This window comes from Streptomyces sp. NPDC104309, from assembly GCF_055584025.1.
This window is the reverse complement of record NZ_JBVJMV010000036.1, coordinates 60,295-82,350: the sequence shown is the minus strand read 5'-3', so window position 1 is coordinate 82,350 and position 22,056 is coordinate 60,295. Positions and strand designations below refer to the sequence as shown.

Here is a 22,056-nt window from a genome sequence, read left to right as displayed (position 1 = left end):
CTTCGCCGAAGCCATCCGCCCACGACCAGCACGAGCATCCCGAACCCCGCGCACACCAGACCCGTGACCTGCAACTTCACGATGCACAGTGCTCACTGGTTGTGCTCGCGCAGGATGAGGCGGCAGGCGAGCACGAGGTGCTTGTAGAGCTGCCGCAGGGTGGTCGGCCTCGCATCGGCGCGCAGGCGGCGCATGGTCAGGACGACTTGGGGGAGTTCGCGGACGGCAGCGAACGCGAGTTCGCCTCGGTCGATCGTCGGCAGTTCGAGGCCGGGCGCGGTGTGCAGGACGGGGCTGCCCTGCTGGAGCTGGTGGAGGACGAATGCCAGGCGCGGGGTGAGACGCCGTGCGGTCAGTTCGCCAGGAGTGACGAGGGTGGGGCCGAGGGAGGCCGCACCGCCCAGGGCGGTCCGGTACTCCTCCAGGGCCTCGTGGACCCGCCCGATGGCCTCGTGTTCGGCGATCACCAGAAGGTCCAGGTCGGACCAGCCAGCGATCCAGCTGCCCTCGCCGGGGCTGCCGGTCAGGGCGACGAGCCGCACGCCGGATCCGTACGCCCGTACCGCGTCGGTGAAGTCGGCCGTCGCCGAGGCGACGGCGGCCGACAGGCCCAGCCCGTACGGGGTGGCTTCGCGCAGCGCTGTGGCGGCGGGCGGGGCGGCGATACGCAGGAGCCGGGCGCGGAGGGAGGCGATACTGCCGGTGTTGTCGATCACGTGGTCGGCGAGTGCGGCGACCTGGTGGGCACCGCGGCTCATCTTGATCTCGTCCTTCGCTGCGACGGCCTGGGCCGTAGTGCCGGACCGCTCGACGCGTACGGCGAAGGAGGCGTCCAGGTAGACGATCTGGAGCGTGTCGCCCATGAGCTGCTTGAGCTCGGTGATCGAGGCGTCGTCGTGGACGGACTCGATGGTGAACAGCCTCATGCCGACGTGGGCGTCCGCGAAGCGGTTCAGCTCGCCGAGCAGCAGTTTGGCCTGCCGGCGGGCCGAGAGCGCGTACGGGTCCGCGAGACCCTCCCGGTGGGCCGCCTGCCGTAGCAGGAAGCCGATCTTGAGACGCTGGGCGCCGCACGTGCGCTGGACGAACTCGGCGCTGGTGCTCTTGCCGCACTCGCTCAACCCGCCGAAGGCGAGGACCCGGCGCAGGCGCCGACTCGGCTTGATCTCCGCGAGTGCGGCGTCGTCCCGGCCGCGGCCTGCCTCCCACGCCACGCCATCCACCGAGATCACCTGGTACGACTTCGCCCTCCAGTACGTGGACACGAAGTGGTCCCGCATCTCGGCGAACAACCGCATCAGCACCGCCAAGGCGCTGACCAAGGTCACGCTCGCCCTTCTCCGGGCCGAACCCGTCCAGTACGAGGGCGTCGACGTCCGCAAGGCGCTGCGCGAGTACGCCTTCAACAAGAACCGTCGGGACGATGTCCCCTCCGAGTACCGGGCGGTCCTGGCGTGGATCCGGCGTCACTCGCTCCCGATGAGCGCCTGGGAGGACACCAAGCACGTCGACGCCGTCCTTCACGCGCTCGACACCGTCCTCGACGGCACGCCGGCCGCTGCCAGCTCCGCCAAGCGGTACCGCCGCATCCTCAATGTGGCCCTGCGCCACGCCGTCCGCCAGAACGTCCTCCGAGTCAACCCCATGCCCAAGGGAAAGGAAGAGAATGCCGCCCCGAAAGCCTCCAGCACCGTCGATAAACGATCCCTTCTCAACCTCCAGCAGGTGGCCGCCCTGCTCACCTGGATCGCCGCCCGCCCTCGCACCGGCCATCGGCTCACCGTGTTCTTCGCGACCCTGTACTACGCCGGCCTTCGCCCGGAGGAAGCGGTCGCCCTGCGAGTCGAGGACGCGGTCCTCCCGGAGACCGGATGGGGCGAACTCCGCGTCCACACGGCAGAGCCCGAGGTCGGCAGCCACTGGACCGATGACGGCGAGACCCACGAGACTCGCCACCTCAAGGGCCGGGCATCCGGCGACACTCGCACCGTTCCCGTTCACCCTGCTCTGGCCACGAGCCTTCGGGGCCTGATCGCGCGCGATCAGCTGAAGCCCGGCGACCTGCTCTTCCCCGGAGAGAAGGGCGGCCTCCTGGCCGGCTCGGTCTACCGGCGCATCTGGGCCAAGGCCCGCGAGGCTGTCCTGCCCGAGCACGAGTACAACTCACCCGTCGGCAAGCGCGTGTACGACCTCCGGCACACCTGCCTGACCACCTGGCTCAACAACGGCATCCCGCCCGCCCAGGTCGCCGAATGGGCCGGCAACAGCGTCCCGGTCCTGTTCTCCACCTACGCCCGCTGCATCACCGGCCAGATCGCCGAACTCCAGCAGCGCATCGAAGGCCCCCAGGCGCTCCCCGACATGCTCGGATCCTCGGCTGCTGCGGTGCCTTCTCCTCGAACCCCCAAGATGCCTGGGCTGGTCGAGCGACGGCCGCGCTCACCCCGACCTACCCTCCCGTTACTACCTGGCCCTAGATGTATTGCCTTGTGAGGTTGGGGACGCGGCTGGCGGGTGGTTTGCCTGCGAGTGCGGTGTGTCCGCGGTGGTGATTGTAGGTGTGTAGCCATTGCGGGAAGGCGTCGCGTCGTTCGGCTTCTGAGCGGTAGGGGCGGGCGTAGGCCCATTCGTCGAGCAGGGTGCGGTTGAGGCGTTCGACCTTGCCGTTGGTCTGCGGCCTGTAGGGCCGGGTTCGCTTGTGGGTGATCCCGGCCGCCGTCAGGGTGTCGCGCCAGGCGTGGGACTTGTAGCAGGCCCCGTTGTCGGTCAGGACCCGTTCGACGGTGATGCCACACGAGGTGAAGAACGCCTGGGCGCGGGTCCAGAAGGCGGTGGCGGTCTCCTTCTTCTCGTCGCCGTGGATCTCGCTGTAGGCGAGGCGGGAGTGGTCGTCGACGGCGGTGTGGATGTAGCTGTAGCCGGCCCCTGAGCGGGTTCTGCGGCCTGCTTGTCGGCCGAGGGCCTTGTGGCCGCCGCCGTCGGGGATGTTGCCGAGCTTCTTGATGTCCACGTGCACCAGTTCACCGGGCTGGTCGCGTTCGTAGCGGCGTATGACCCGGCCGGTGGCCCGGTCCAGATGGGCCAGGCGGGCAAGCCGGTAGCGGGTCAGGACGCGGTGGACGGTGGAGGGCACCAGACCCAGCAGGTGGGCGATGCGGGCCGGTCCCCACCGGCGCAGGACTCGGACCTTGATGATCCGTCGTTCGGTGCGGGTGGGGGTCTGGCGCGGGCTGTGGTGCGGGCGGCTCGAACGGTCGGTCATCCCGGCCTCACCATCAGCCCGGTAGCGGGCAGCCCATCGCTGGGCCGTGGTGGGTGAGACCTGGAAGCGTTCGGCGGCCCTGCGCAGGGGCCAGCCGTCCTCGACCACGCAGCGGGCCAGGCGCAGGCGTCCGGTCTCGGTCAGGGGTGCATTACGGTGGGGCACGAGGGCCTTTCGGTCGGTGTAGACGTCGCAATCCACACCGAACCCGGAAGGCCCTCACCTGTTCAAGATCCCTCAGCCGAGACCTGAATCACCCGTCCACAACCTCCCGAGACAGAACACCTAGAGCGTCGACTCGGCATCCGCTTGCCTGGCACAGCGCCCTTCGCTCCCACCCTCGTGACTGGATCGAACGAGTTCGTGGAGGAGCTGCGCTCGGTGGGCTGGCTGGGCGGTCTGACCATCGCCGCGATCACCGCCACCAGTTGGCCGGAGCGCAAGGACTACACCGCCCAGCGTTACGTCGAGCTCGCCGAGCACATTGGCGAAGCCCAGCAGACCCAGACCCGACTGCTGCTCATCGGTGGCAACTCGACCGACGGCCTTCGCATCACGGCAGAGGCCCCTCGGCGCCACGTGCAGGTCCTCCGCCTCGACGCGGTGCCAACCGACCCCCTCGTCGGCCTCTTCCCTCATTGCCACCTGGTCGTCGGCAACGACACCGGCCTCACCCACCTCGCCGCTAAGGCCCGCAGCAGCCCGCCGGTCGTCGGCCTGTACGCGCGCCACAGCCACAGCAAGTGGCGCACCGGCCTGCCACACCACCACGCCGTCGCCACCGACCTGTCCGACCGCATGCACCAGGGCGACCTCTGCCCCGTCCGCGACGTCATCGCCCCGGGCACGGACGTTCACATGGGCGCCTTCCCGCCGGCCGCTCTGGCCCAGGTCTGCCTCGGGCTGCTCAGCGAGGTGAGGTAATGACCAGACGGAGTCCCCTTCGGCTCGGTCCGGTGCGGCGCTTCACCCGCAATCTGCTCTGTCCCGTCGACCTCCTCGGCCGCCCCCTGCTCCTGAAATACACCCGCAACCCGGACGAGGCCCGCGAGGAGATCCGCGGCCACGCCCGCCTGGCCCAGCACTACCGCGTACCCGCCCTTCACACCCACCTGCGCGTACCGGGCGGGCACCTCCTCGCGTACGAACGCCTCCCCGGCGGCACCGATCAGGGGCTCCTGCTCGACCTCCTCAACGCGGACGAGCCGAGCGACGGCCTCCACACGTACATGGACCAGCTCACAAGCACGTACCGCGAGGTCATCCTCACGACGGCATGGCCGGCCGATCCGGCGCACGTCGTCCGCAAGCTGTATTGGGACCGCGCGGCATCCGGCGGCCGACTCGACACGTACTACGCCGGCAAGGACTTCCTGATCGCCGACGGTGTCATCGACGTCCCGGTTTCTCGCCTCGGCACATACACCCTGAGCATCAACGGCCGTCGGCACCACCTGGACTGGGCCTCCATCCTTCGCTGGCTCCACGCCCACTTCGCCACGGCCGAACCGGTCTGGGCGGCACTCACCCAGGGTGACCCCACCGACGTCAACCTCGCCCACCCGCTCGCGTGGTTCGACTACGACACCGCGGGGATGAACAGCATCCCCGGCGAGTTCGCGAACTTCCTCTGGTACGCCTCCGCCCTCGGCGGCTGGCTCGTACCCAGGTACAACCCGACCGCCTTCGCCGGCCACCCCGCCACCTTCGCCCACGTCCCGGCCAACGCGCCCAAACTCCGGCGAGCAGACGCCGACCACACCACCAGCACCATCCACATCGAGTACACCCCGCGCCTCTCGGCGCCCCGGCGAGCCGCCGTGACCGCGTACTGGAACCAGCTCGTACGGCCGATCGCGGGCCACCTCTGGCCCGGCGCGGATCTGGCGAACCTGCTCCGCCCCTTCCTGGCCATGCGCATCCTCGGCGTCTACAACCTGGCCGACCTGGCGCCCGCGGACCGGCTCGTCCTCCTCGCCCGGCTCGCCGAGGCCATGAGCCCCGCCTTCGCCCCCACCACCTACTTCTGCCCACTGGAGTCGCCATGCCCGGCCCGCTGAACGGCCGCACCGCCCTGGTCACCGGAGCCACCGGCGGCCTCGGCTCGACCATCGCCCGCCGCCTCGCCGCCGACGGCGCCACCGTCGCCCTCGCCCACCTCAACGACGACCAGGCCGCAGCCGAACTCACCGCCCACATCACCGACAGCGGAGGCACCGCCGTCCCCCTGGGAGCCGACCTCCGCGAGGACGAGGCCGTACGCGCCCTCTGCCACCAAGCCCACGACGCACTCGGCCCGATCGACATCCTGGTCAGCAACGCCGGTGCCTACCCCCGCCGCCCCTGGCCCGAGATGACACCCACCCACCGGGACAACGCCCTGGCCACCAACCTGACCAGCCACTACCTCCTCACCCACGAGCTCACCCCCGCCATGACGGCCGCCGGCTGGGGCCGGATCATCACCATCGGCTCAGTCCTCGCCACTGCGGGCCGCCACGACCTCACTGGCTACATCAGCGCGAAGGCCGGCCTCGAAGGACTCACTCGTGCCCTCGCCCGCGAACTCGGCCCCGTCGGCATCACCGCGAACTGCGTCGCCCCCGGCTCCATCCGCGTCCCCGCCGAGGACACCGTCGTCGACGACCCGGAAGCCATGACCGCCCGGCAGCTCGCCCGCCAGTGCGTCCAGCGCCGGGGGCGCCCGGACGACGTCGCCGCAGCCGTCGCCTTCCTGGTCACCGACGACGCTGGCTTCATCACCGGCCAGACCCTGCGCGTCGACGGAGGCTGGATCCTTGGCTGACATCTGGCTCATGCGCCACGGCGCCTACGAAGGCCACCGCCCCGGCCACCACGCCCCTCACGAAGCCACCCTCACTCAGGAAGGCCGTGAACAGGTGTGCCGCTCCCTCCCCCTCCCCGAAGACATCACCGCGATCGTCACCAGCCCGATCCCCCGAGCCCGCCAGACCGCCGCCCTCGTCTCCTACCTCACGGGCCTGCCGATCGTGGCCACCTCCGGCCTCCTCGCCGAATGGCGCGCCCCGAGCATCGTCCTCGGCCGCACCACCGAGACCTACCCGCCGGCCTACCGCACCTGGCGAGCCCGTCGCCTCGCCAACCCCTCCCTACGCTGCGAAGACGGCGAAAGCCTCACTGACCTCCACACCCGCGCCCGCCACTGCGCCGCCTTCCTCCACCACACCGCCCAACGCCACGGCCCCCTCCTGGCCGTCTCCCACACCCTCCTCCTCGGCGTCCTCACCCGCCTTTCAGAAGGCCCTGCCGCCTTTGCCACCGCCGCGAAGACGCCCTGGCAGTTCGCCGAGATCCGTCTCCTGCCCGCCCACCAGCGCGTGGGACCCGTCCTTCAGCGACCTGCCCGGTAAACGGCTGGCGCCCCGGCTGCTACGCCCGGTGGAAGACGCTCCTACCCATACGTCTCCTTCCAGCGCTCCCTGTGTCGGCGGTCGCCCTGCCCCAGACCGTTCACCGCGCCGAGCAACGACAACGAGGCGCCGTTGCGCCACAGTCCAAAGTGATCACGATGAACGGCAAGGATGCCGTTTTCCGCAGCGACCTTCTCCGCCAGCCCGCCGAAGTACATCGTGGCCACGAAGATCGCCACATCGGCCTTGAAGTGCACCTTCGCACCGAGCAGGTCACGCATCTCCCGACTGAGGATCTTGCTCTTGGGCGTGTACCGCTTGCATTGGATCACCATGCTCTGCCCATCGGGAAGGCATCCAAGCACGTCGGCCCTGTTGTCGTGAGAGCCGCCGACCCTCCGTACATCGGTGCACCCATCGCGAAGGCACAAGTCCACGACGAAGGCCTCGAACTCCGTCCCCGCCAGTGCGTCGACCTGGGCCAGCATCTGGTGCCCTGCCTTCACAGCCTCGTCATGCCGCCACTGCCGATCGCCGCCCTTGATGAACCGATCCGTGCCGCCTCAATGCCACGTCCACTCAACGCAAGTGTCGACTCCGGCCCCACCAAGCTGGGGCAACGCACGCACCCGTGCCTGGCCCGAAGCGTGATGCAGGGCAGAGATCCGGGTTCCCGCTTTTAGGAAAGGGTCGAGCGGGGCAGCACCGAGGGATCCGGAACAAATGCCCCGTGCCCAGAGGGGCCTTGGCTGGCCCATCCCACATCCATCGCGGAGAGATCGAGCCGGATTCCGAGCATTCCCGCATCCAGACTCACCGTGATGTCGGAGCCCGCCTGAGCTGCCCATCCGATCATGTGGTGGACCGGGATGTCCAGCAGTGGCCCGGGGCCCTTTGGGTCCCAGACCCTCAGCGACCGATCGTCGCTGGCACTCACCAACACCGTACGACCATCGACGACCGAGACCCATAGCTGCGCTACCCGGGCCGAGTGCCCTTCGAGGGAAGCAACCGGCTCCTGGGTCATCACATCCCAGAGCTGGATGACACCGAATTCGTTGCCGGTGGCAAGCAGCACTCGCCCACCGACTCGGACGGTGCACTGAGCAGTGAGCGACACCCGGCTGGTGCTCAACTGAGCAAGGCGCTTACCCGAACCGGGATCCCAGACTTCAATGCTCCCATCAAAGGTGATGCCCGCGATGGCGAGCCTTCCACGCATCGGTACAGGGCAGATCTCGCGCGCGCCCGCCCTGCCGACGTCGAATTCATGGACAGCGTGCTCCCGTGACAAATCCCAGAAATGTAGGGAACTCCCCAGTGACCCCACCAGCACGGGGGCCTCATCGACCTTGATTGCGCAGATCGAATTAATGGCCGTGTACCGCTTGCGCGGATGCTTGAGTACCCGGACTCGGTTACCGGTCTGCGTATCCCAGAGCTCGATTCCCATCCCGGCAACGGCTATGCGGGCCCGCCCGTCGAGCGGCACCGTACAGATCGCGTTGACTGTGTCAGTGGGCAGTCTGCGCACCGTGTTCCAAGAAGCCGGATCCCGGACGTCGAGTCCCTCCGCACCAACGCGAGCAGTCGCCATGAGCAGTCCGGATTCCACACGGACCACGCAGGCGGCATCGAAAAGTTGAGCCTCGCCGTTCTCGGCCAGCGCATGCTGTTCGCCAGTCGCTGGATCCCAGATGCGGATGGCGCAGTCGTCGCCGCTGCTGGCCAGCCTGACTTGGAATCCGGTGCGGAGAGCGCAGACCGAGTAGACCGATCCGGTGTGTCCGCGCCACGTCGCGAGCTGGCGCTGGGTGTGCGGATCCCAGAGCCGCAGCGTCTCGTCCTGCCCCGCACTGACCAGAACCGATTTGCCGTCAAGTGACGTAGCACAAACAGTGAGGACGGGGGCCTCGTGCCCTCGCAGCTGTCCCGTCTGACTACCATCGCGTGGATCCCAGAAGCGAATCACTGAGTCGTACCCGGCACCGGCAAGCAGCGTGCGGCCACGAACTCGGATGGGGCACAGTGCCCGAGTCCACCTGCTGTCCCATTCCCACGAGCCCCCGTGGGCCACGGTCCACAGGCTGGTTCCCGTAGTGGGATCCCACAGGCGTACGGTTCCGTCTTCGCCACACGAGGCGAGCAAAGCGACGCCGTCCACGCTAATCTCGCAAAGATCTGTGATCCACTCGTCATGACCGTCGAGTTCGGTGACTTGCACGCCCGTGACGGGGTCGAACAGTTGGATCGTGGCTCCCGCCGCTTTCGCCGCTGCTAGCAGGGGCCGTCCATCCTGAGTGAAGGAGCAGAGCGCGGAGTACCCGCCCGCATCTCCGTCGATGTCGTGCAAGGGCTCCCCCACTAGGGGGTCCCAGAAGCGGATCGTCCCGTCCCGGCCGGCGGAGGCGAGGGCTTCCACCGTCCCGATTCTTACGGAGACAATGGACCGGACCTCATCCGTGTGTCCCTCCATCACGTGCAGGACTTCGCCAAGCACGGGGTCCCAGATCCGCACAGTGCGGTCACCGCCTGCGCTCACCAGCAGCTCCCGACCTCCCAGAGTGAACGCACGCAGGACGTACGACCAGCGCGTGTGGCCGTCCAGGACGGCCTCCTCTGTACCGGGAACTACGGTGCACCAGCGGGCGCGGTAGGGCGCGGCCAGGGGCAGGTCGCGGTAGACCCGACCAAGACGCTGCTGCGCCTCCGTCACACTGAAAAGGGCGATCCGTTGGCTGGGGTTGACGTTGAATGCCTGGCGGGTACGCCGGATGAATTTGGTTCTGGTGCGGGCAAGGTCGGAGACCGCACGGTCAGTCACCGGGAGCAGTCGACGCAAATCCGCATGGAGGAGATACACCTCCTTGGTCAGCAGCTCGTCCAGTACGTCCCCGGCCTCAGCGTGACCAGGGAGCGATCGTTTGAGATACGAATCAGCCTCCATCCAGCCGGTCCGTTCTCCCTCGGCGATCATGGCTCGGGCGAGCGCCCGTTCGTCCTCGCGACGGGTATGCAGTTCAGCTCGGGCACTGATCAGGGTGTCGTCAAGGGCCTGATGGAAGAGCCGGTAGACAGTGTCCCGTCTTTCGCTACCGCCTGTCTCCACGAGAAAGTTCGCGGCTGAGGAACGGGCAAAGGCAGCGAGGGTGCCGTCTGGGACGACAGGTCCGCCAAGTGCGGTGATCGCCATCTGCCACAGGGAGAGCGAGAAGCCCGGGGCCTCGGCAAAGGCGAGGGCAGTAAGCACGTCTCCGGCAGAGTAACCATGCAAGGGTGGGATCCGGTCAAGATAGTCGCGAAGTGCGCCATCCACGGTGGGGATGAAAGAGATGTCCTCAGGCAGGACCGCCTCTCGGTCGTGCAGTCCGTGCGCCCTCGCCACCAGGCCAGCCACAAGGAAGTTACGGTCGGCCATGGCAGCAATGCGACAGGCGACCGGCTCGGCAGTGGCGTCATCGGCGTACGGATTGTCCTGTCGTTCGTCACCCACCATCTGGAGCGTGGCGAGGGTGTAAGATCTCAGGTCCTCCTGCTCGAAGAAGCCGGGCTGGTCGAGATCAACCAATGACAGGGCACGGCCAAATGAGGCGAGAAGATCACCGGAATCGTCCCGACGCCGGCTGCCCACGATCACCCGAATATTCAGGTCATTACATGTCTCGACCAGCGGGGTGACGATCCGTCGAATGATCAGCCGCACCTGCTGGGGGGTAGACGCCTCGTCGAGCGCGTCGATGACCACAGTGAAATCGGGCGCGCAGTAGTCCTGGTCGGACGGGGAATGACTCTCGGAATGAGAACGACCCTTCAGCGCCTCGCGCAAATATTCCGGCAGATACTCGATGTCATCGGGGAGCGCCGCCGAAGCCGCCGCAGCGATCTCGACGGCGACGTCAAGCGCTGTCTTGCCCTTGGCGTGCACTGCGCACGAAATGGAGCCGACGGGTGCTCGTACGGCGGTGTCGTCCGTCGGCAACCTGGCCGCGATCTCCCGGTCCGCCGTGGTGACGATCCGGCCCAGTACAGCTGACTTACCCACGCCAGGCGACCCGGTTACGACGAGCGCCTTTCGGGCCGGAGGGTCGTTGATCCAGCCGACGATGGCGTTGAGGGCAGCAGTCCGACCGCGGAAGCGGAACCCTTTCTCCGTCTCGATGCTGACGCCGCGGGCGCGCGGGCGCCAATGGCGGCCAGCCTCGGGATCGTCTCCCAGCGACCATCCCCAAGAGGCGAGAGCGGACTCTCCAGCCGCCTCAACCGTCCACGTGGCAAGGCCAGCGATCCCCTCTTCGGGGAAGATCCGGTTGATCTGCCAAAGCGACAGCGCACGGGCATCGCCGTCCCCGCTCGCCTGGCCGACCATGCCGACGATTGCGTCGTACTCGGGCGACCACATCGCCGATCCGCTGAAACCTGATTTGACGGTGTATCGGGAGTGTGTATCAAGCCGCACCCAGCCGTAGCCGAGGGCTTCACCGATCACACCGGCAGCCGAGTTGCCGAGCAGTTCGCCTCCGGGGAATCCGAACGCCCACCAGTCGCGGCTGACCATATCGGCCGGGACAGGGCAGCGCAGCCGGGGTACGCGGGTAGCTGGGACCGGCTTGGTCAGTCGAAGGATCGCGGCATCCTGAGAGCGCTGAAGCCCGGCAGGAGGCAGGACAATCTCGCTGACCGAGATGCGTGCCGTGTCGTTCTCCTCGGCCTTGGGAAAGGCAACCCAGAGCGCAGCCCCTGCATCGGCGGCGGCGCGCACCACATGGGCGCAGGTGAGGACCCGGCGGGAGTCCAACACAAAGGCAGACCCGAGCGAAAATTCGTCGGTTTCGGTGTGATGGATGGCAGCAACCCAGGAGTCGTTCACAGGCCTGCTGGGCTGATTATCCATGACCGGCCTACCGTAATACCGCGCCGCGTGCCCCGTCATGCCTCGCTACTGAGGGTCCGACTGCCCAGCCGGCACCGCACCATCCCGCCACGTGAGAGTGACTTCGAAGTTTGCCTCGGTCGCAGCCTTGGCAATCAGCCAGTTAGCGGTGCCGCTGACCTTGATGCCGAACTTCAACTGAACCTCGCCGGGCTTCATGGCCGCAACCTGCTCGAGCACGGTCCGTGCTGCCTGCACCGCGGGCTCGACAGCCTCGCGGACCCGGGCGATCGCGGTCTCCGTGCCTACGGGATGGAAGTTGTCACCAACCTCGATCTCAAAGCCGACCGTAGTCTGCTCATCGAGCGCGTACGAGACAACACGTGACGACATGCGACCCCCCGAATGGACTATGGACCTGCAGATGTTATCGCTCGCATCTGCATCCGTGTGGGCAAGAGCCGACTTCGAGGCCCCCTGACCGTCACCCTCCACGTACTCGCCATCCCAAAAACGCACAAAGTTTTCGGCAACAACTAGCAACCGGATGCATCTGCGCAGGTCAGAGCCACCCATCTCCTCCACCCGCCCAGTGCCTTCTAAGCGCCTGCTCTATCGCGCCGTTTCACGCGTCAAGTCGGCGCCCTGCGGGTCGGCGTAGTGATACCGGAACCAACGCGGTACGGGCTCAGGTTCGTCAAGATCACGGTGCTGTCCGGCCAAGCCAGTGACAGCGGCCACCGCATCTGCGCCACGATGCTGAGATGCACGACGAGCAGAAAATGCTGGAGAACTGGGCACGGCGACGCGAGGAACGTCGCTGCGCCTCGAAGGGCAAGCGTCGCGCAGTGCCGCTGGCCAAAGGGCCGTACTGCGGGCAACAGTGGTCACGACGAACGCGGCGGGGCGGCATTGTTCACCACAGCCAACATGTCGTCCTGATCAGGGTCGGAAGCTAATGCGGCCTCGCGATCAGAGCAGTGCGGCGGCGTCATGGACGGTCTCGCGAAGCTGATGTCCGAGGTGCCGGATAGGTTGGATACCTTCATACGGCGGGAGGGGCACCGGGTGGCGGAGCGCGGCGGGCAGGCGGCAGCAGATGGGTTCCAATACCAATACCTCGTAACGCTGGAAGCGCTCCTCGATGTCACGGATAACCGCTTCCCCGGAGTTGCTGCGGTGCTGATCGAACCCGTCATCACCCCGGATGAAGACTCGACGGACCCGGATGCAATCGACTTCGAACTCGTCGACCAGAACCGCGGCAGCGTGCATGCAGTCCAGGTCAAGTCCGGCGGTTCAGGTACAGAGATGTCTGCTCCTGACGCGTTCGGCACCCTGCTTCGGATGCTCCGCGCACGGCCGCGAGCAGGCTCGTATCGACTGATCACAAATATGCGGCTCCACCCCAAAGCGGTGCAGCTGAACCGGGCCTTAAGCCTCGACGACCCACACGAGCTCCGCGAGCGTCTCCAGCGGTTGCTGGACCGCAGCCGCTGGCGCGACGAACCGGCGAGAATGAGCGATGACGAGCTGAACCGGATGGGCCGCGCACGAATCTCGGTCGATTCCAGGCAGCGGCATCAGCTGCGTGATCAGCTCCGGGAGCGCATGCGGCGACTCCGTAACGAGCACTGCCGCGGCCTTGGCCATGAGTCGGCCGGCCGTCTCACGAACTATCTGGCATTCGAGATCCACCGCCGCGCTTCGGGTGAGTTCGACAGTGCGTTCGCCCTGGCGGAATTCCGCGCGGAACTCTTCACCCCCGGGCACCAACTGGCGTATGAGCTCGGTGAGTTCGACTGGGGCATCATGGTGGGGCCAGTGCCGGATCCACCAGACATCCCCCGCCCGGATATCATCGATCGGATCCGTGCGGCCCTGACGAGCGGTGGACGGGAACGCACGGTACCCACCTGCGCTCTACTCGGCCCCTCCGGCATCGGCAAGACGAGTACCGCCGCCGACTACGCCTACGACTTGGCCGACTCCTATGACCACGTCTTCTGGGTGAACGGCGAGAACAGCACGTCCCTACGCTCCTCTTTTCAGAGCATTCATGACTGGCTACCCCGTCGCACGGACGACGGCCCAGATACGAACAGCGGACGGCTCCGTGACCGGGTCCGCGCGCAGCTCAGCTCCTCGGCACGCCCCTGGCTCATGATCATCGATAATGTCGTCGACCGGCGTGTGGTGGACCCTTGGATTCCGACCAGCGGACGCGGCCACGTCCTCATCACCTCCACCAACCAGGTCAGTTGGGCAACCCATCAAGCCAGAGTAGCGATCCAGAGCATGACTCCCGATCAGGCCACAGAGCTGATCAGGATGCGCCTGCACCACGAGGAAGACTGGGATGCCCCCAGCCGGCAGACGGCGGCAGCTCTCGCAGAACAGCTCGAATACTGGCCACTGGCAATCGAGCTCGCCTGCGGCCATCTTGCCGGCTGCGAGCTCGGGCTCAGGGAAGCGGGCCGCTATCTGGAGCAGATCCGTGATCTGGCGCTGAACGACCAATACGCCATTCCGCACGGGTACCCCGAAACACTGGTCGGAGCCATTCGGCTGGCCCTGGGACGCTTGATCGACAAGGAAGAGTTGCAGCCAGCGTCCGAAGGCGCAGCCCTCGCACTCTTGCGGGCGGCCTATTTCGCCTCCCGGCAGATCCCAATTTGGCTGCTCTACTTTTCCACCCTGGTGTCCAGCTACGACGCCGTCCGGTCGGGCCTTCGCCATCCAAAGGTCTGCGGCCTGCAGGACCAGGTCCCTTTCACTGCCCACGAGATGCATCGCGCACTGCGTACCGAGTCGCTGGCCCGGCGCGATGAGCCGCTGTGCACGCTGCCTCAGCAAGAACGGTCCGCCGTACACTGCGAGGGCATCGACGACACGATCAACGTCAACGAGATCGTGCAGCACGTCATGCGCACGCTAGCGGAGAGCCGCACCGACATGTCCGAGATCCTCAGTCAAGCGGCGTACCACGCGCAGGGATGGCTGACGGCGTTCATTGAGGCAGATGACGACGAGCACCTCCTGGCGATCCTGCCGCACGTGCAGAGCCTCGCCGACCATGCCAGCCGACTCGATATCTCCACGGACACGATGGCGGTCATGTGGGGCAACCTGGCCGGCACCTACGTGATGCGGGGGGAGCTGGACGACGCCCGGCAGGCATTCGAGAGCGAGCTGGAGTATCTGCTGGCTCGCAAGGAACCCGCGCCCGTGCTTGAACTGAAGACCCGGGCTCAACTCGCGGACGTACTGAGAAACACTGGTGAAGCGTCGGCAGTGTGGCTGCACCATCTACAGCGCGCCCGAGACCTCGCCTTCCAACTAGCCGACTCCCGGCCCCAGGATGCGTCCCTGGCCGTCGCCAACTGCCTGACAGTGCTCCGCAGTCACACTGGCCATGGCACCCCGGAGCCAGAGGTACAAGCCCTCGCCGCCGATTTCGACTCGCTGAGCCAACGGATGCTGACCACCCCGTCCGCGCGCATTCAGCGCGAGATTGACCGGATCGATAATGCCCTGACTGCCGACCTCATGACCGACGAGGAAGTCGAGCAACGCTGCCGAACGCTCCTTGAGGACGACGGTCTGCGCGGCCCGCAGCGCCTCCAGCTAAGAGGGTTCCTCACCGAGGCACTGATGTATCAGAACCGATGGAACGATGCCCTGGAACACCTTCAATCCATCCACGCGTATTCGGTCAAGCGGCCCCTTCACCCCCAGGTGATTGCCAGGACCTTGCACGACGTGGGGCTGCATGCGGGGCTGGCCGTCGCCTCCGGCGTGCCCGAGTGCCGCGCCGCACTCATGGTCCTAGCCTGCGAAGCCGACACACCACCTGCCCCTGAGTGCCATCAAGTGCTGTCCATGCTCGTCGGCATCGCGTCACGGATGACGGTCGAGCAGCTCAGTCTCCAGGCGGGGGTGACGTGCATGCCCTTCAAGATGCAGACGCTGCGCCTCTTGGAAGCCGTGCGCGACGGGGAGCACGTCGCGATTCGCGAAATCTACAAGGGCCTTGACGGTCTCGACGCGGCGGCACTCGACCAGGCTAACGAAATCGGTTGGAGACTACTTTCCCAGGTCGTCACCATCACCGCGGTCAGCATGACGCTCCGCGGCGATTGAGCTGCTCACGCGCTTCCTGGCGGGCGCGAGCCTCCGGCATGGCCGCCATCACCACCGCCGTGCCCGCGCTGGTCTCGGCCGGCGACCACGTCATCGGCCAGAAGTCCACCTACGGCGGCACCGCGTCCGTCCTGCTGAACCTCCTGCCACGCCTGGGGGTCTCCACCACCCTGGTCGACCAGCGCGACATCGAGGCCTTCGAGCGGGCCATCACCCCCAAGACCCGGCTGATCCTGCTGGAGACGCCCAGCAACCCGCTCCTGCACATCACCGACCTGCGCGCCGTCGCCGACCTCGCCCATGCCCACCGCATCACCACACTGGCCGACAACACCTTCGCCACCCCGCTCAACCAGCGCCCCACCGAGTTCGGCATCGACGTCGTGTGGCACAGCGCCACCAAGTACCTCAACGGACACACCGACGTCTCCGCCGGCGCCCTCGCCGGGCCTGCCGACACCCTCGACCGCATCTGGGACACCAGTCTGCTCACCGGCGCCACCCTCGGCCCGATCGACGCCTGGCTGCTGCTGCGCGGCATCCGCACCCTGCCGCTGCGCATGCCCCGGCACAACGACAACGGCCTGGCCCTCGCCCAAGCCCTCGCCGAGCACCCGGCCGTCGCCCGCGTCCACTACCCCGGCCTGGACTCCCACCCCCAGCACAAACTCGCCGCCGACCAGATGAGCGGCTTCGGCGGCGTCCTCAGCGTCGAGTTCACCGCCGGCTTCGAGGCGGCCGACGCCTTCCTCGGCCACCTGCGCTACTCCCAGCGCTCCGCCAGCCTCGGCGGAGTCGAGTCCCTGGCCGTCCACCCCGCCTCCATGTGGCGCGGCATGCTCAGCGACGAGCAGATCACCGCCGCCGTCCCGCCCGGCCTGGTCCGCCTGGCCGCCGGCACCGAGGACACCGCCGACCTCGTCGCCGACGCCCTCGCCGCGGCCGACAACGTCCTCACCGCCCGGGCCTGACCCCGGACCGACCCCAGCGGCCGGCACCGGCCGCCCACCGCCCTTTCGACCGTGTACGTGCAAGGAGCGACACCATGAAAACCCTCATCACCGGCGGCACCGTCGTCACCACGGACCCCGCGCTCGGCGACCTGACCCGCGGCGACGTCCTCATCGAGGACGGCCAGATCATCGCGGTCGCCCCGCACATCGACGCGCCCGACGCCGACGTCATCGACGCGAGCGAACGGATTGTGATGCCCGGCTTCGTCGACAACCACCGCCGAAGTGCACGGGTCAGCTCGCGGCGGAGTTCTCCGCGTCCCTGGACGTAGAGGGCCTGGTAGATCGTTTCGTGGACCACGTGCATCTCCGGCCGGTCAGGGAAGTCGGTCCTCAGTGCCTGGCAGATCTGCTCGGGGCTCCACCGCTTTGTCAGGCGGTCCTGGATGAAGTCCCGCAGCTCGGCATCCTGGCCGATCGTGCCGGGCTTGGGGCGGGGCCGACGCAGGTCTGCCCGGCGCTGGGCCGCGAAGGGTCGGTAGGTCCAGTCGGTCCCGCGCCAGAGGGCGCCGTTGCGGCGTATCTCGCGGCTGACGGTGGAGGGGCTGCGGCCGAGTTCTGCGGCGATCTGACGGATGGACGCCTTCTCGCACAGCCGGTCGGCGATGTGGATGCGGTCCGCTTCACAAAGGTAGCGCGACGGACCGGCCGGGGACGCCGCCGGCCGCATGGCGGGCGGTGCCCCCTTCTTGCTCCCGGTCGGGTTGGTTCCGTGGCGCCAGCGCTTGCTGGTTCGACGGTTGATGCCGAGGATCCGGCAAGCCTCGGTGTTGCTGCTCACGCCCTGACGCATGAGCAGGAAGTATGCCTCCCGCTCACGCGTCAGTTTCTTCGAGCCCTGCGGCTTCCGGCTCTCCCGGATCTCGAAGTCCATCGCACCCCTTGAGCTGGGGTGTTGCGACGACCACTAGAACCTAAGTCTTCCGGCGGGGCGCTCGCTGGTTCTCCGTACCGAGCAGCATCAGCACGGGATGCGACGACCGTACGCCGCCGTGGTGATCCGTACCGGCCTCTCGTCCCGCGCTGGCGTGGGATCTACGGAAGCCGATCACCGCTCGTCGCTGTCCTTCGACATGGTCAAAGCCCCGCCGAGGGGCGGGCTGACCGCGAGCTTACTGGGGCGGCCCACACCTGGTGGTGGCCGAGGACTGGCACACCGAGATACGACTGGACGACGACGAGAACACCGTTCTGTGCTGAGGCCTGGCGAACCCTGCACGAGTCGCGGTGTACGGGATCGCTCACAACGTCATCAATGCTGCGCGGCGGTCTTTGAAGCTGATCGTACAGCTCACGGCAAGTCAGATGCAGTGCTGAAATCACACCACTCACGCCACAATCTGTTGCAATAGCAGGAAGATCGCGTAGCCTGGGGGCAAGGCAGCACCCAATGGTGCTACCGATCCAGGCAGATGCCAGACCGCTGAAGACTCGGAAGGGTCGCGGGACGAGGGACGGACTCGATCGGAGCTCGCCGCGTAGAGCGCGGACACACGAGACAACTCATCTATGAACGAGAGGTCTCTGATGCCGACCCCATCGACACTCGAGCGCCGGTGCGACATGCGTGAGCTGCAGGAGGACGCGGACTACGGTCATTCGATCGCGATCCGTAAGCGGATTACCGATGACGAGATGCCCGCTGTCCGGGTCGGCGGCAAGCTGAAGATCCGCAAGTCGGACCTGCAGCCGCTGGCCATGCCGGTCATCGCTTCCCGCCCCGACGAGCAGGTAGAGGAACAGGTCAAAGACGACCTCAATGCATTGGCCGCGAAACTCGTCGCGAGCTGGCCAGAACTCCCCAAGGAGCGCAGGGTCGAGCTCGGCCGCCTCTTGACTGACCCCTGACCTGACACGGCCTCCGAGGCAACGAAACACCCCGGCTCACCGGGGCGTTTTCGTGTGTGTGCTGAGTCAGCGCAGGCCGTCTGAGTCGTCGTGCTCTTCGCCGACTGGGAGTGGCCAACGGTTGTCCCCTGGGTCCTCACTGTAGATGACCGCGGAGACCGCGCTGTCGTAGGCATCGTTGAGGCTGTTGCCGCTTGTGCCGAGCATGTTCTCCCAGTCGATTCCCATGCCTACGAGCCTAGCTGTACTGCTCGAGGATCTCGGCGATGCGGGGGTTGAGCTCGTCGGCCTGGGCGAAGATCGCGGCTTCCGCTTCAGGGGTGATGCGCCCCTGAGTCCGCTAGGTCTTCCGGGTTCTACTGGGTCAGGCGCTGGTTCTCGTGACAGAAGGAACGAAGCAGAGGCGCCGCTCTGCCGCGGCGGAAGCGGCCGAGATCGCCCGTACGAGAGCGGCGTGGGGTCACGGTCATGACGTCATCGTGGAGATGTTCGACGTGCTTCGGCAGGTGCACAGTGACGGGGCCCTCTGCCTGTGGAGAGGAGTCCGGCTCCAGGTCTTGAGTAGGGGTCACCCGTCACCGTGCACAGCTATTAGGTCTTGAGCATTGCTCGTCGCGGCCCAATGCCGGTCCTGCGGCAGCGAGTCCGGCCAGAGCCTGCCGGCGGCGGAAACCCGAGACGGTGAACGTCTACGACCGCGGGTTCAACCCGGCCGCCCGCAACAGCGTCACGCGCCTGGGCCTGTGCCCTCCCCGGCCGGCTTGTTGCGGGCATCACGCATCCGGGCGTCGAGAGCGGCTTGCGTCTCAGGGTCGAGGTTGTAGTCGCCGGCGTTGTCCGGGTCGACGTCCAGCGCGTGGGAGCGGAAGGCCTCCCGCTCGGCAGAGAGCTGCTGGATGGTCTGGGTGATCTGGAGGATCTTCTGCCGCTGCTTTTCCCATTCCCGCTCGGCCAGGGCGAGCTCGGCGAGCTGATTCTGGATCTCCGCTTCGTTCTCGCGGGCGTAGTTGTCGCTCACCAGCGTGATCAGAGGGACCCCGAGAGCCTCGGCCGCGGTGACCGCTTCGTCGAGTCTGACTGCTCGGGTCTGCTGCTCGATGCGCGTAATGGCGGTGGAGTCGACATTCGAACCGAGCAGCGCGGCCATACGGCGCGCGAGCTCTGCCTGGCTGATGCCGAGGCGTTCGCGTTCTTGACGAAGTCGGCGGGCGAAAAGGTCTCCGGGCAGTGGATTCATGACGGTTCGGTACTTCCTGGTCAAGATCGCGATCGACGGGGTGTGTGGGGGTGGCCTGCCTCGAAATCGAGCAGGCGGCGTCGTAAGTAGTGCTGGAGCAGCACATTACACATCTCGCACTGCGGATTCCACAGGCCGCCATCGCGTTCCTGCGGCCGTGCGTCACGGCGTCGATTCACCTCGTTTCCGAGCCTCTTTCGACTCCTTATTGATGCGCCTTTCGAGTGGCCCTGTGATTGACTAGCCGAATGGGGTAGATTAGTCATTTCAGATGTGCACGCATACGAGCCAGCGGGGGAGTCGACAGCATGCCACCGATCACTCCAGCTTCCATCGCCGCCAGTGCAGATGAGCGGGCTGCGCTTGTCTCCTTGTGACTCACTGTCATGTCACCGAATGATTCGAAAGGCGAGAGGAAAGAACCATGACGAAGATCTACGAGGCAGCCGTCCTCACACAGACCTCCCTGCCGAGTGCAGCCTGGGACCTGACCAGCTTCCTGACGAACGCCAAGAGCCAGATCCAGCTCTGGGGCGGTCTGCTGCTCATGCTGATCGGCGCCGCCGGCCTGGTCTGGGGCGGCGTGCTCCTAATCAAGAAGCTGATGGGTGGTCAGCAACACGGCCAGGGACATGGCTGGGGGCAGATCGCGCTCCTCATTCTCGTCGGCGGAGCCCTGGGCACCGGTGGATGGTCGTTGATCTCGACGGTCGGCTCCGGCGGCCAGCAGACCATCACGGACCTCGGCGGCGGCACGGTGATCGTCCAGACCGTCGATCAGGTCGCCGGGTTCCTGACCGGCCCTTCCAAGTAAGAGGCCGTCACAAACCGCGCACACGACCGGGGACAGAGGCGTCGAGCGAACCGGGTCGGTTGAGGTGCAAGGCCTCCGCCAGCCCGGTTCGCCATATCCGGGCCCGCGGCACAGCACAGGCACGAAAGAGAGCAGAACATGGGGATCAAGGACAAGGCACTGGCCTTCAGCAGGAAGTTCAAGCTCGACTCGCACCACGCGATCGAGCGTTTTGGGGTGTTCTTCGGCATCTTCGCGGTCACGGGCGCGATCGTGATCAGTGGATCGGGGGCCTTGGCGTACCAGGCGGGGCGTGACTCGCTTTCACAGACGGCGCTGTACACCAGCGACTTCAAGACATCGAAGACGAATCTCGACGGCACCGTCGACGGGGTCTACACCAATAAGAGCGGCAACAAGGCGCTCGTGATGATGCACTTCAGCCCGACCGCTCAGATCTCGTACAACGCCGCAGACTACCGGGCATTCCTACTCGGGTCGGACACCTCACTGAACAGCGAGCCGGTCAGCACCAACGGGATCAACGGCTCCTTCTACGCCTTCGGTTCGACGGGCTACGTCGGGGTTCTCCTGAACGCCGAGAAGCCCTTCGACCGCCAGGTGCTGAATCTGACGGTCCGTGCGAATGCGGAATTGACTGCTCCTGGACAGGAACAGAGCACGGACTCCGGCAAGCTGGCCGGCGACGAGAGCTTCTCCAAGTACGACCAGTGGCGGGTCTTCTTCAACCCCGGCGCGTCCGGCGTCGAGAAGATTGCGGCGCTCGACGCCCTGACCTTCGATCCAGCGCAGGCCTACTACGAGGTCGCCCTCAAGGAGAAGGAGACCGAGGCCAGGAACGCCCTGGATCAGAAGCTCGTCGAGATACGCGCGAATCTGACGCAGATCCAGTCGTACACCTCTGATCTGCAGACGACGAAGATCGACGGCCTGTTCCTGCGTCCGCCGACCGTTCCGGTCTCGATCGCCACCGACAAGATCACGGGCGTTTCCGCGGCTGAGGCCGAGGACGGCGTCTCGACGCTGGCGCTGCAGACCAAGCACGTCGTTCCGGGTGGTTTCGACGTCAACTGGCGTGCAGGCAACGTCTACGACGGCTACCTCGACGCCCTGGTGCCGGCCGGACAGAGCTACGCCCAGTTCTTCACCAAGAAGCGTGACGAGGGCTCGGATCCGACGAGCCAGCAGATCTCGGACATGCAGTGGATCCTCTCGGACGGCACGAGCCTCATCAAGGACTACCAGTCCTCTGACGTGACGATGCGCCCCCTCATGAACATCATGAACAACCTTTCCGAGGCGTATCAGAACTACTCCCGGAACAAGTCGCAGTACGAGTCGGATCTCTCGCTCGACCTGCTCCGACTGGACGTGAGTCTGCGGGACGTGCAGTCCAACAGCACTATTCGCGACGACAAGGACTTCCTTACCACGCTGCATTGAGTGCGGCACGGAAGTGATGCATTCCGCTACCTGG

Annotated in this window: 19 protein-coding genes and 1 pseudogene; 12 read left to right on the top strand and 8 right to left on the bottom strand. The window is 66.6% G+C overall.

Going from position 1 to position 22,056, the window contains the following annotated elements; all coding sequences use genetic code 11:
• Positions 1 to 92: 92 nt before the first annotated feature.
• Entirely contained in the window at positions 93 to 1,328 is a 1,236-nt protein-coding gene (locus tag ACZ68L_RS35505) for a hypothetical protein (RefSeq protein ID WP_469585681.1), read from the bottom strand.
• On the opposite strand from ACZ68L_RS35505, the gene ACZ68L_RS35500 reads away from it, so the two are divergent.
• Positions 1,258 to 2,493 (top strand): tyrosine-type recombinase/integrase, encoded by a 1,236-nt coding sequence (locus tag ACZ68L_RS35500; RefSeq protein ID WP_469585678.1) that lies wholly within the window; start codon positions 1,258 to 1,260, stop codon positions 2,491 to 2,493. The genes ACZ68L_RS35505 and ACZ68L_RS35500 overlap by 71 nt on opposite strands.
• Here the strand turns inward: ACZ68L_RS35500 and ACZ68L_RS35495 are convergent.
• On the bottom strand, positions 2,474 to 3,427 hold the full coding sequence (locus ACZ68L_RS35495) for an IS481 family transposase (RefSeq protein WP_469585675.1): 954 nt from the start codon (positions 3,425 to 3,427) through the stop codon (positions 2,474 to 2,476). The two genes, ACZ68L_RS35500 and ACZ68L_RS35495, sit on opposite strands and share 20 nt — an antisense overlap.
• A 177-nt stretch (positions 3,428 to 3,604) precedes the next feature.
• Here ACZ68L_RS35495 and ACZ68L_RS35490 point away from each other — a divergent pair, with 177 nt between their 5' ends.
• Genes ACZ68L_RS35490 through ACZ68L_RS35475 form a run of 4 tightly spaced genes read left to right on the top strand, consistent with a single transcriptional unit; the run spans position 3,605 to position 6,654 of the window.
• The gene (locus ACZ68L_RS35490) at positions 3,605 to 4,186 is read left to right on the top strand and encodes a glycosyltransferase family 9 protein (RefSeq protein ID WP_469585672.1); all 582 of its coding nucleotides are present in this window, start codon (positions 3,605 to 3,607) and stop codon (positions 4,184 to 4,186) included.
• Positions 4,186 to 5,322, top strand: coding sequence for a hypothetical protein (locus ACZ68L_RS35485; RefSeq protein WP_469585670.1), 1,137 nt, complete (start codon positions 4,186 to 4,188; stop codon positions 5,320 to 5,322). Before ACZ68L_RS35490 ends, ACZ68L_RS35485 begins: the two co-directional genes overlap by 1 nt.
• Complete coding sequence (locus tag ACZ68L_RS35480) at positions 5,307 to 6,068, top strand: SDR family NAD(P)-dependent oxidoreductase (protein ID WP_469585668.1); 762 nt, start codon at positions 5,307 to 5,309, stop codon at positions 6,066 to 6,068. The genes ACZ68L_RS35485 and ACZ68L_RS35480 overlap by 16 nt, the downstream gene beginning before the upstream one ends.
• Entirely contained in the window at positions 6,061 to 6,654 is a 594-nt protein-coding gene (locus ACZ68L_RS35475; protein ID WP_469585666.1) for a histidine phosphatase family protein, read from the top strand. Before ACZ68L_RS35480 ends, ACZ68L_RS35475 begins: the two co-directional genes overlap by 8 nt.
• Positions 6,655 to 6,695: 41 nt before the next feature.
• Here the strand turns inward: ACZ68L_RS35475 and ACZ68L_RS35470 are convergent, their stop codons facing one another.
• The 3 genes from ACZ68L_RS35470 to ACZ68L_RS35460 form a co-directional block, all read right to left on the bottom strand.
• Positions 6,696 to 7,142 carry a restriction endonuclease gene (locus ACZ68L_RS35470; protein WP_469585663.1) on the bottom strand — a complete coding sequence of 149 codons (447 nt, stop codon included), beginning with the start codon at positions 7,140 to 7,142 and terminating at the stop codon, positions 6,696 to 6,698.
• A 191-nt stretch (positions 7,143 to 7,333) separates the two neighbouring features.
• The gene (locus ACZ68L_RS35465; protein ID WP_469585661.1) at positions 7,334 to 11,545 is read right to left on the bottom strand and encodes a trypsin-like peptidase domain-containing protein; all 4,212 of its coding nucleotides are present in this window, start codon (positions 11,543 to 11,545) and stop codon (positions 7,334 to 7,336) included.
• Between the two features lie 45 nt (positions 11,546 to 11,590).
• Positions 11,591 to 11,917 (bottom strand): CU044_2847 family protein, encoded by a 327-nt coding sequence (locus ACZ68L_RS35460; RefSeq protein WP_469585658.1) that lies wholly within the window; start codon positions 11,915 to 11,917, stop codon positions 11,591 to 11,593.
• 371 nt (positions 11,918 to 12,288) lie between these two features.
• On the opposite strand from ACZ68L_RS35460, the gene ACZ68L_RS35455 reads away from it, so the two are divergent.
• The 4 genes from ACZ68L_RS35455 (at position 12,289) to ACZ68L_RS35440 (ending at position 16,952) form a co-directional block, all read left to right on the top strand.
• The gene (locus ACZ68L_RS35455; protein WP_469585655.1) at positions 12,289 to 12,483 is read left to right on the top strand and encodes a DUF6087 family protein; all 195 of its coding nucleotides are present in this window, start codon (positions 12,289 to 12,291) and stop codon (positions 12,481 to 12,483) included.
• A 34-nt stretch (positions 12,484 to 12,517) separates the two neighbouring features.
• The gene (locus ACZ68L_RS35450; protein ID WP_469585653.1) at positions 12,518 to 15,667 is read left to right on the top strand and encodes an NB-ARC domain-containing protein; all 3,150 of its coding nucleotides are present in this window, start codon (positions 12,518 to 12,520) and stop codon (positions 15,665 to 15,667) included.
• Positions 15,604 to 16,638, top strand: a complete 1,035-nt coding sequence (locus ACZ68L_RS35445; RefSeq protein ID WP_469585651.1) for a trans-sulfuration enzyme family protein — start codon at positions 15,604 to 15,606, stop codon at positions 16,636 to 16,638. The genes ACZ68L_RS35450 and ACZ68L_RS35445 overlap by 64 nt, the downstream gene beginning before the upstream one ends.
• A gap of 74 nt (positions 16,639 to 16,712) precedes the next feature.
• The gene (locus tag ACZ68L_RS35440; protein WP_469585687.1) at positions 16,713 to 16,952 is read left to right on the top strand and encodes a hypothetical protein; all 240 of its coding nucleotides are present in this window, start codon (positions 16,713 to 16,715) and stop codon (positions 16,950 to 16,952) included.
• On the opposite strand, the pseudogene ACZ68L_RS35435 reads toward ACZ68L_RS35440, so the two are convergent.
• A pseudogene (locus ACZ68L_RS35435) lies at positions 16,901 to 17,506 on the bottom strand (transposase); the annotation flags it as partial. The gene ACZ68L_RS35440 and the pseudogene ACZ68L_RS35435 overlap by 52 nt on opposite strands.
• 737 nt (positions 17,507 to 18,243) lie before the next feature.
• Here ACZ68L_RS35435 and ACZ68L_RS35430 point away from each other — a divergent pair.
• Positions 18,244 to 18,528 (top strand): hypothetical protein, encoded by a 285-nt coding sequence (locus tag ACZ68L_RS35430; protein WP_469585648.1) that lies wholly within the window; start codon positions 18,244 to 18,246, stop codon positions 18,526 to 18,528.
• A 66-nt stretch (positions 18,529 to 18,594) separates the two neighbouring features.
• Here the strand turns inward: ACZ68L_RS35430 and ACZ68L_RS35425 are convergent, their stop codons facing one another.
• Together ACZ68L_RS35425 and ACZ68L_RS35420 are read right to left on the bottom strand one after the other, a co-directional pair.
• Complete coding sequence (locus ACZ68L_RS35425; protein WP_376221226.1) at positions 18,595 to 18,756, bottom strand: hypothetical protein; 162 nt, start codon at positions 18,754 to 18,756, stop codon at positions 18,595 to 18,597.
• Positions 18,757 to 19,255: 499 nt separating this feature from the next.
• Positions 19,256 to 19,765, bottom strand: a complete 510-nt coding sequence (locus ACZ68L_RS35420) for a helix-turn-helix domain-containing protein (protein ID WP_469585645.1) — start codon at positions 19,763 to 19,765, stop codon at positions 19,256 to 19,258.
• Positions 19,766 to 20,189: 424 nt separating this feature from the next.
• On the opposite strand from ACZ68L_RS35420, the gene ACZ68L_RS35415 reads away from it, so the two are divergent.
• Positions 20,190 to 20,579: a hypothetical protein gene (locus tag ACZ68L_RS35415; protein ID WP_469585642.1), complete on the top strand. Its 390-nt coding sequence runs from the start codon at positions 20,190 to 20,192 to the stop codon at positions 20,577 to 20,579.
• A gap of 138 nt (positions 20,580 to 20,717) precedes the next feature.
• Complete coding sequence (locus tag ACZ68L_RS35410) at positions 20,718 to 22,022, top strand: hypothetical protein (protein WP_469585640.1); 1,305 nt, start codon at positions 20,718 to 20,720, stop codon at positions 22,020 to 22,022.
• The last annotated feature ends 34 nt before the right edge of the window (positions 22,023 to 22,056 follow it).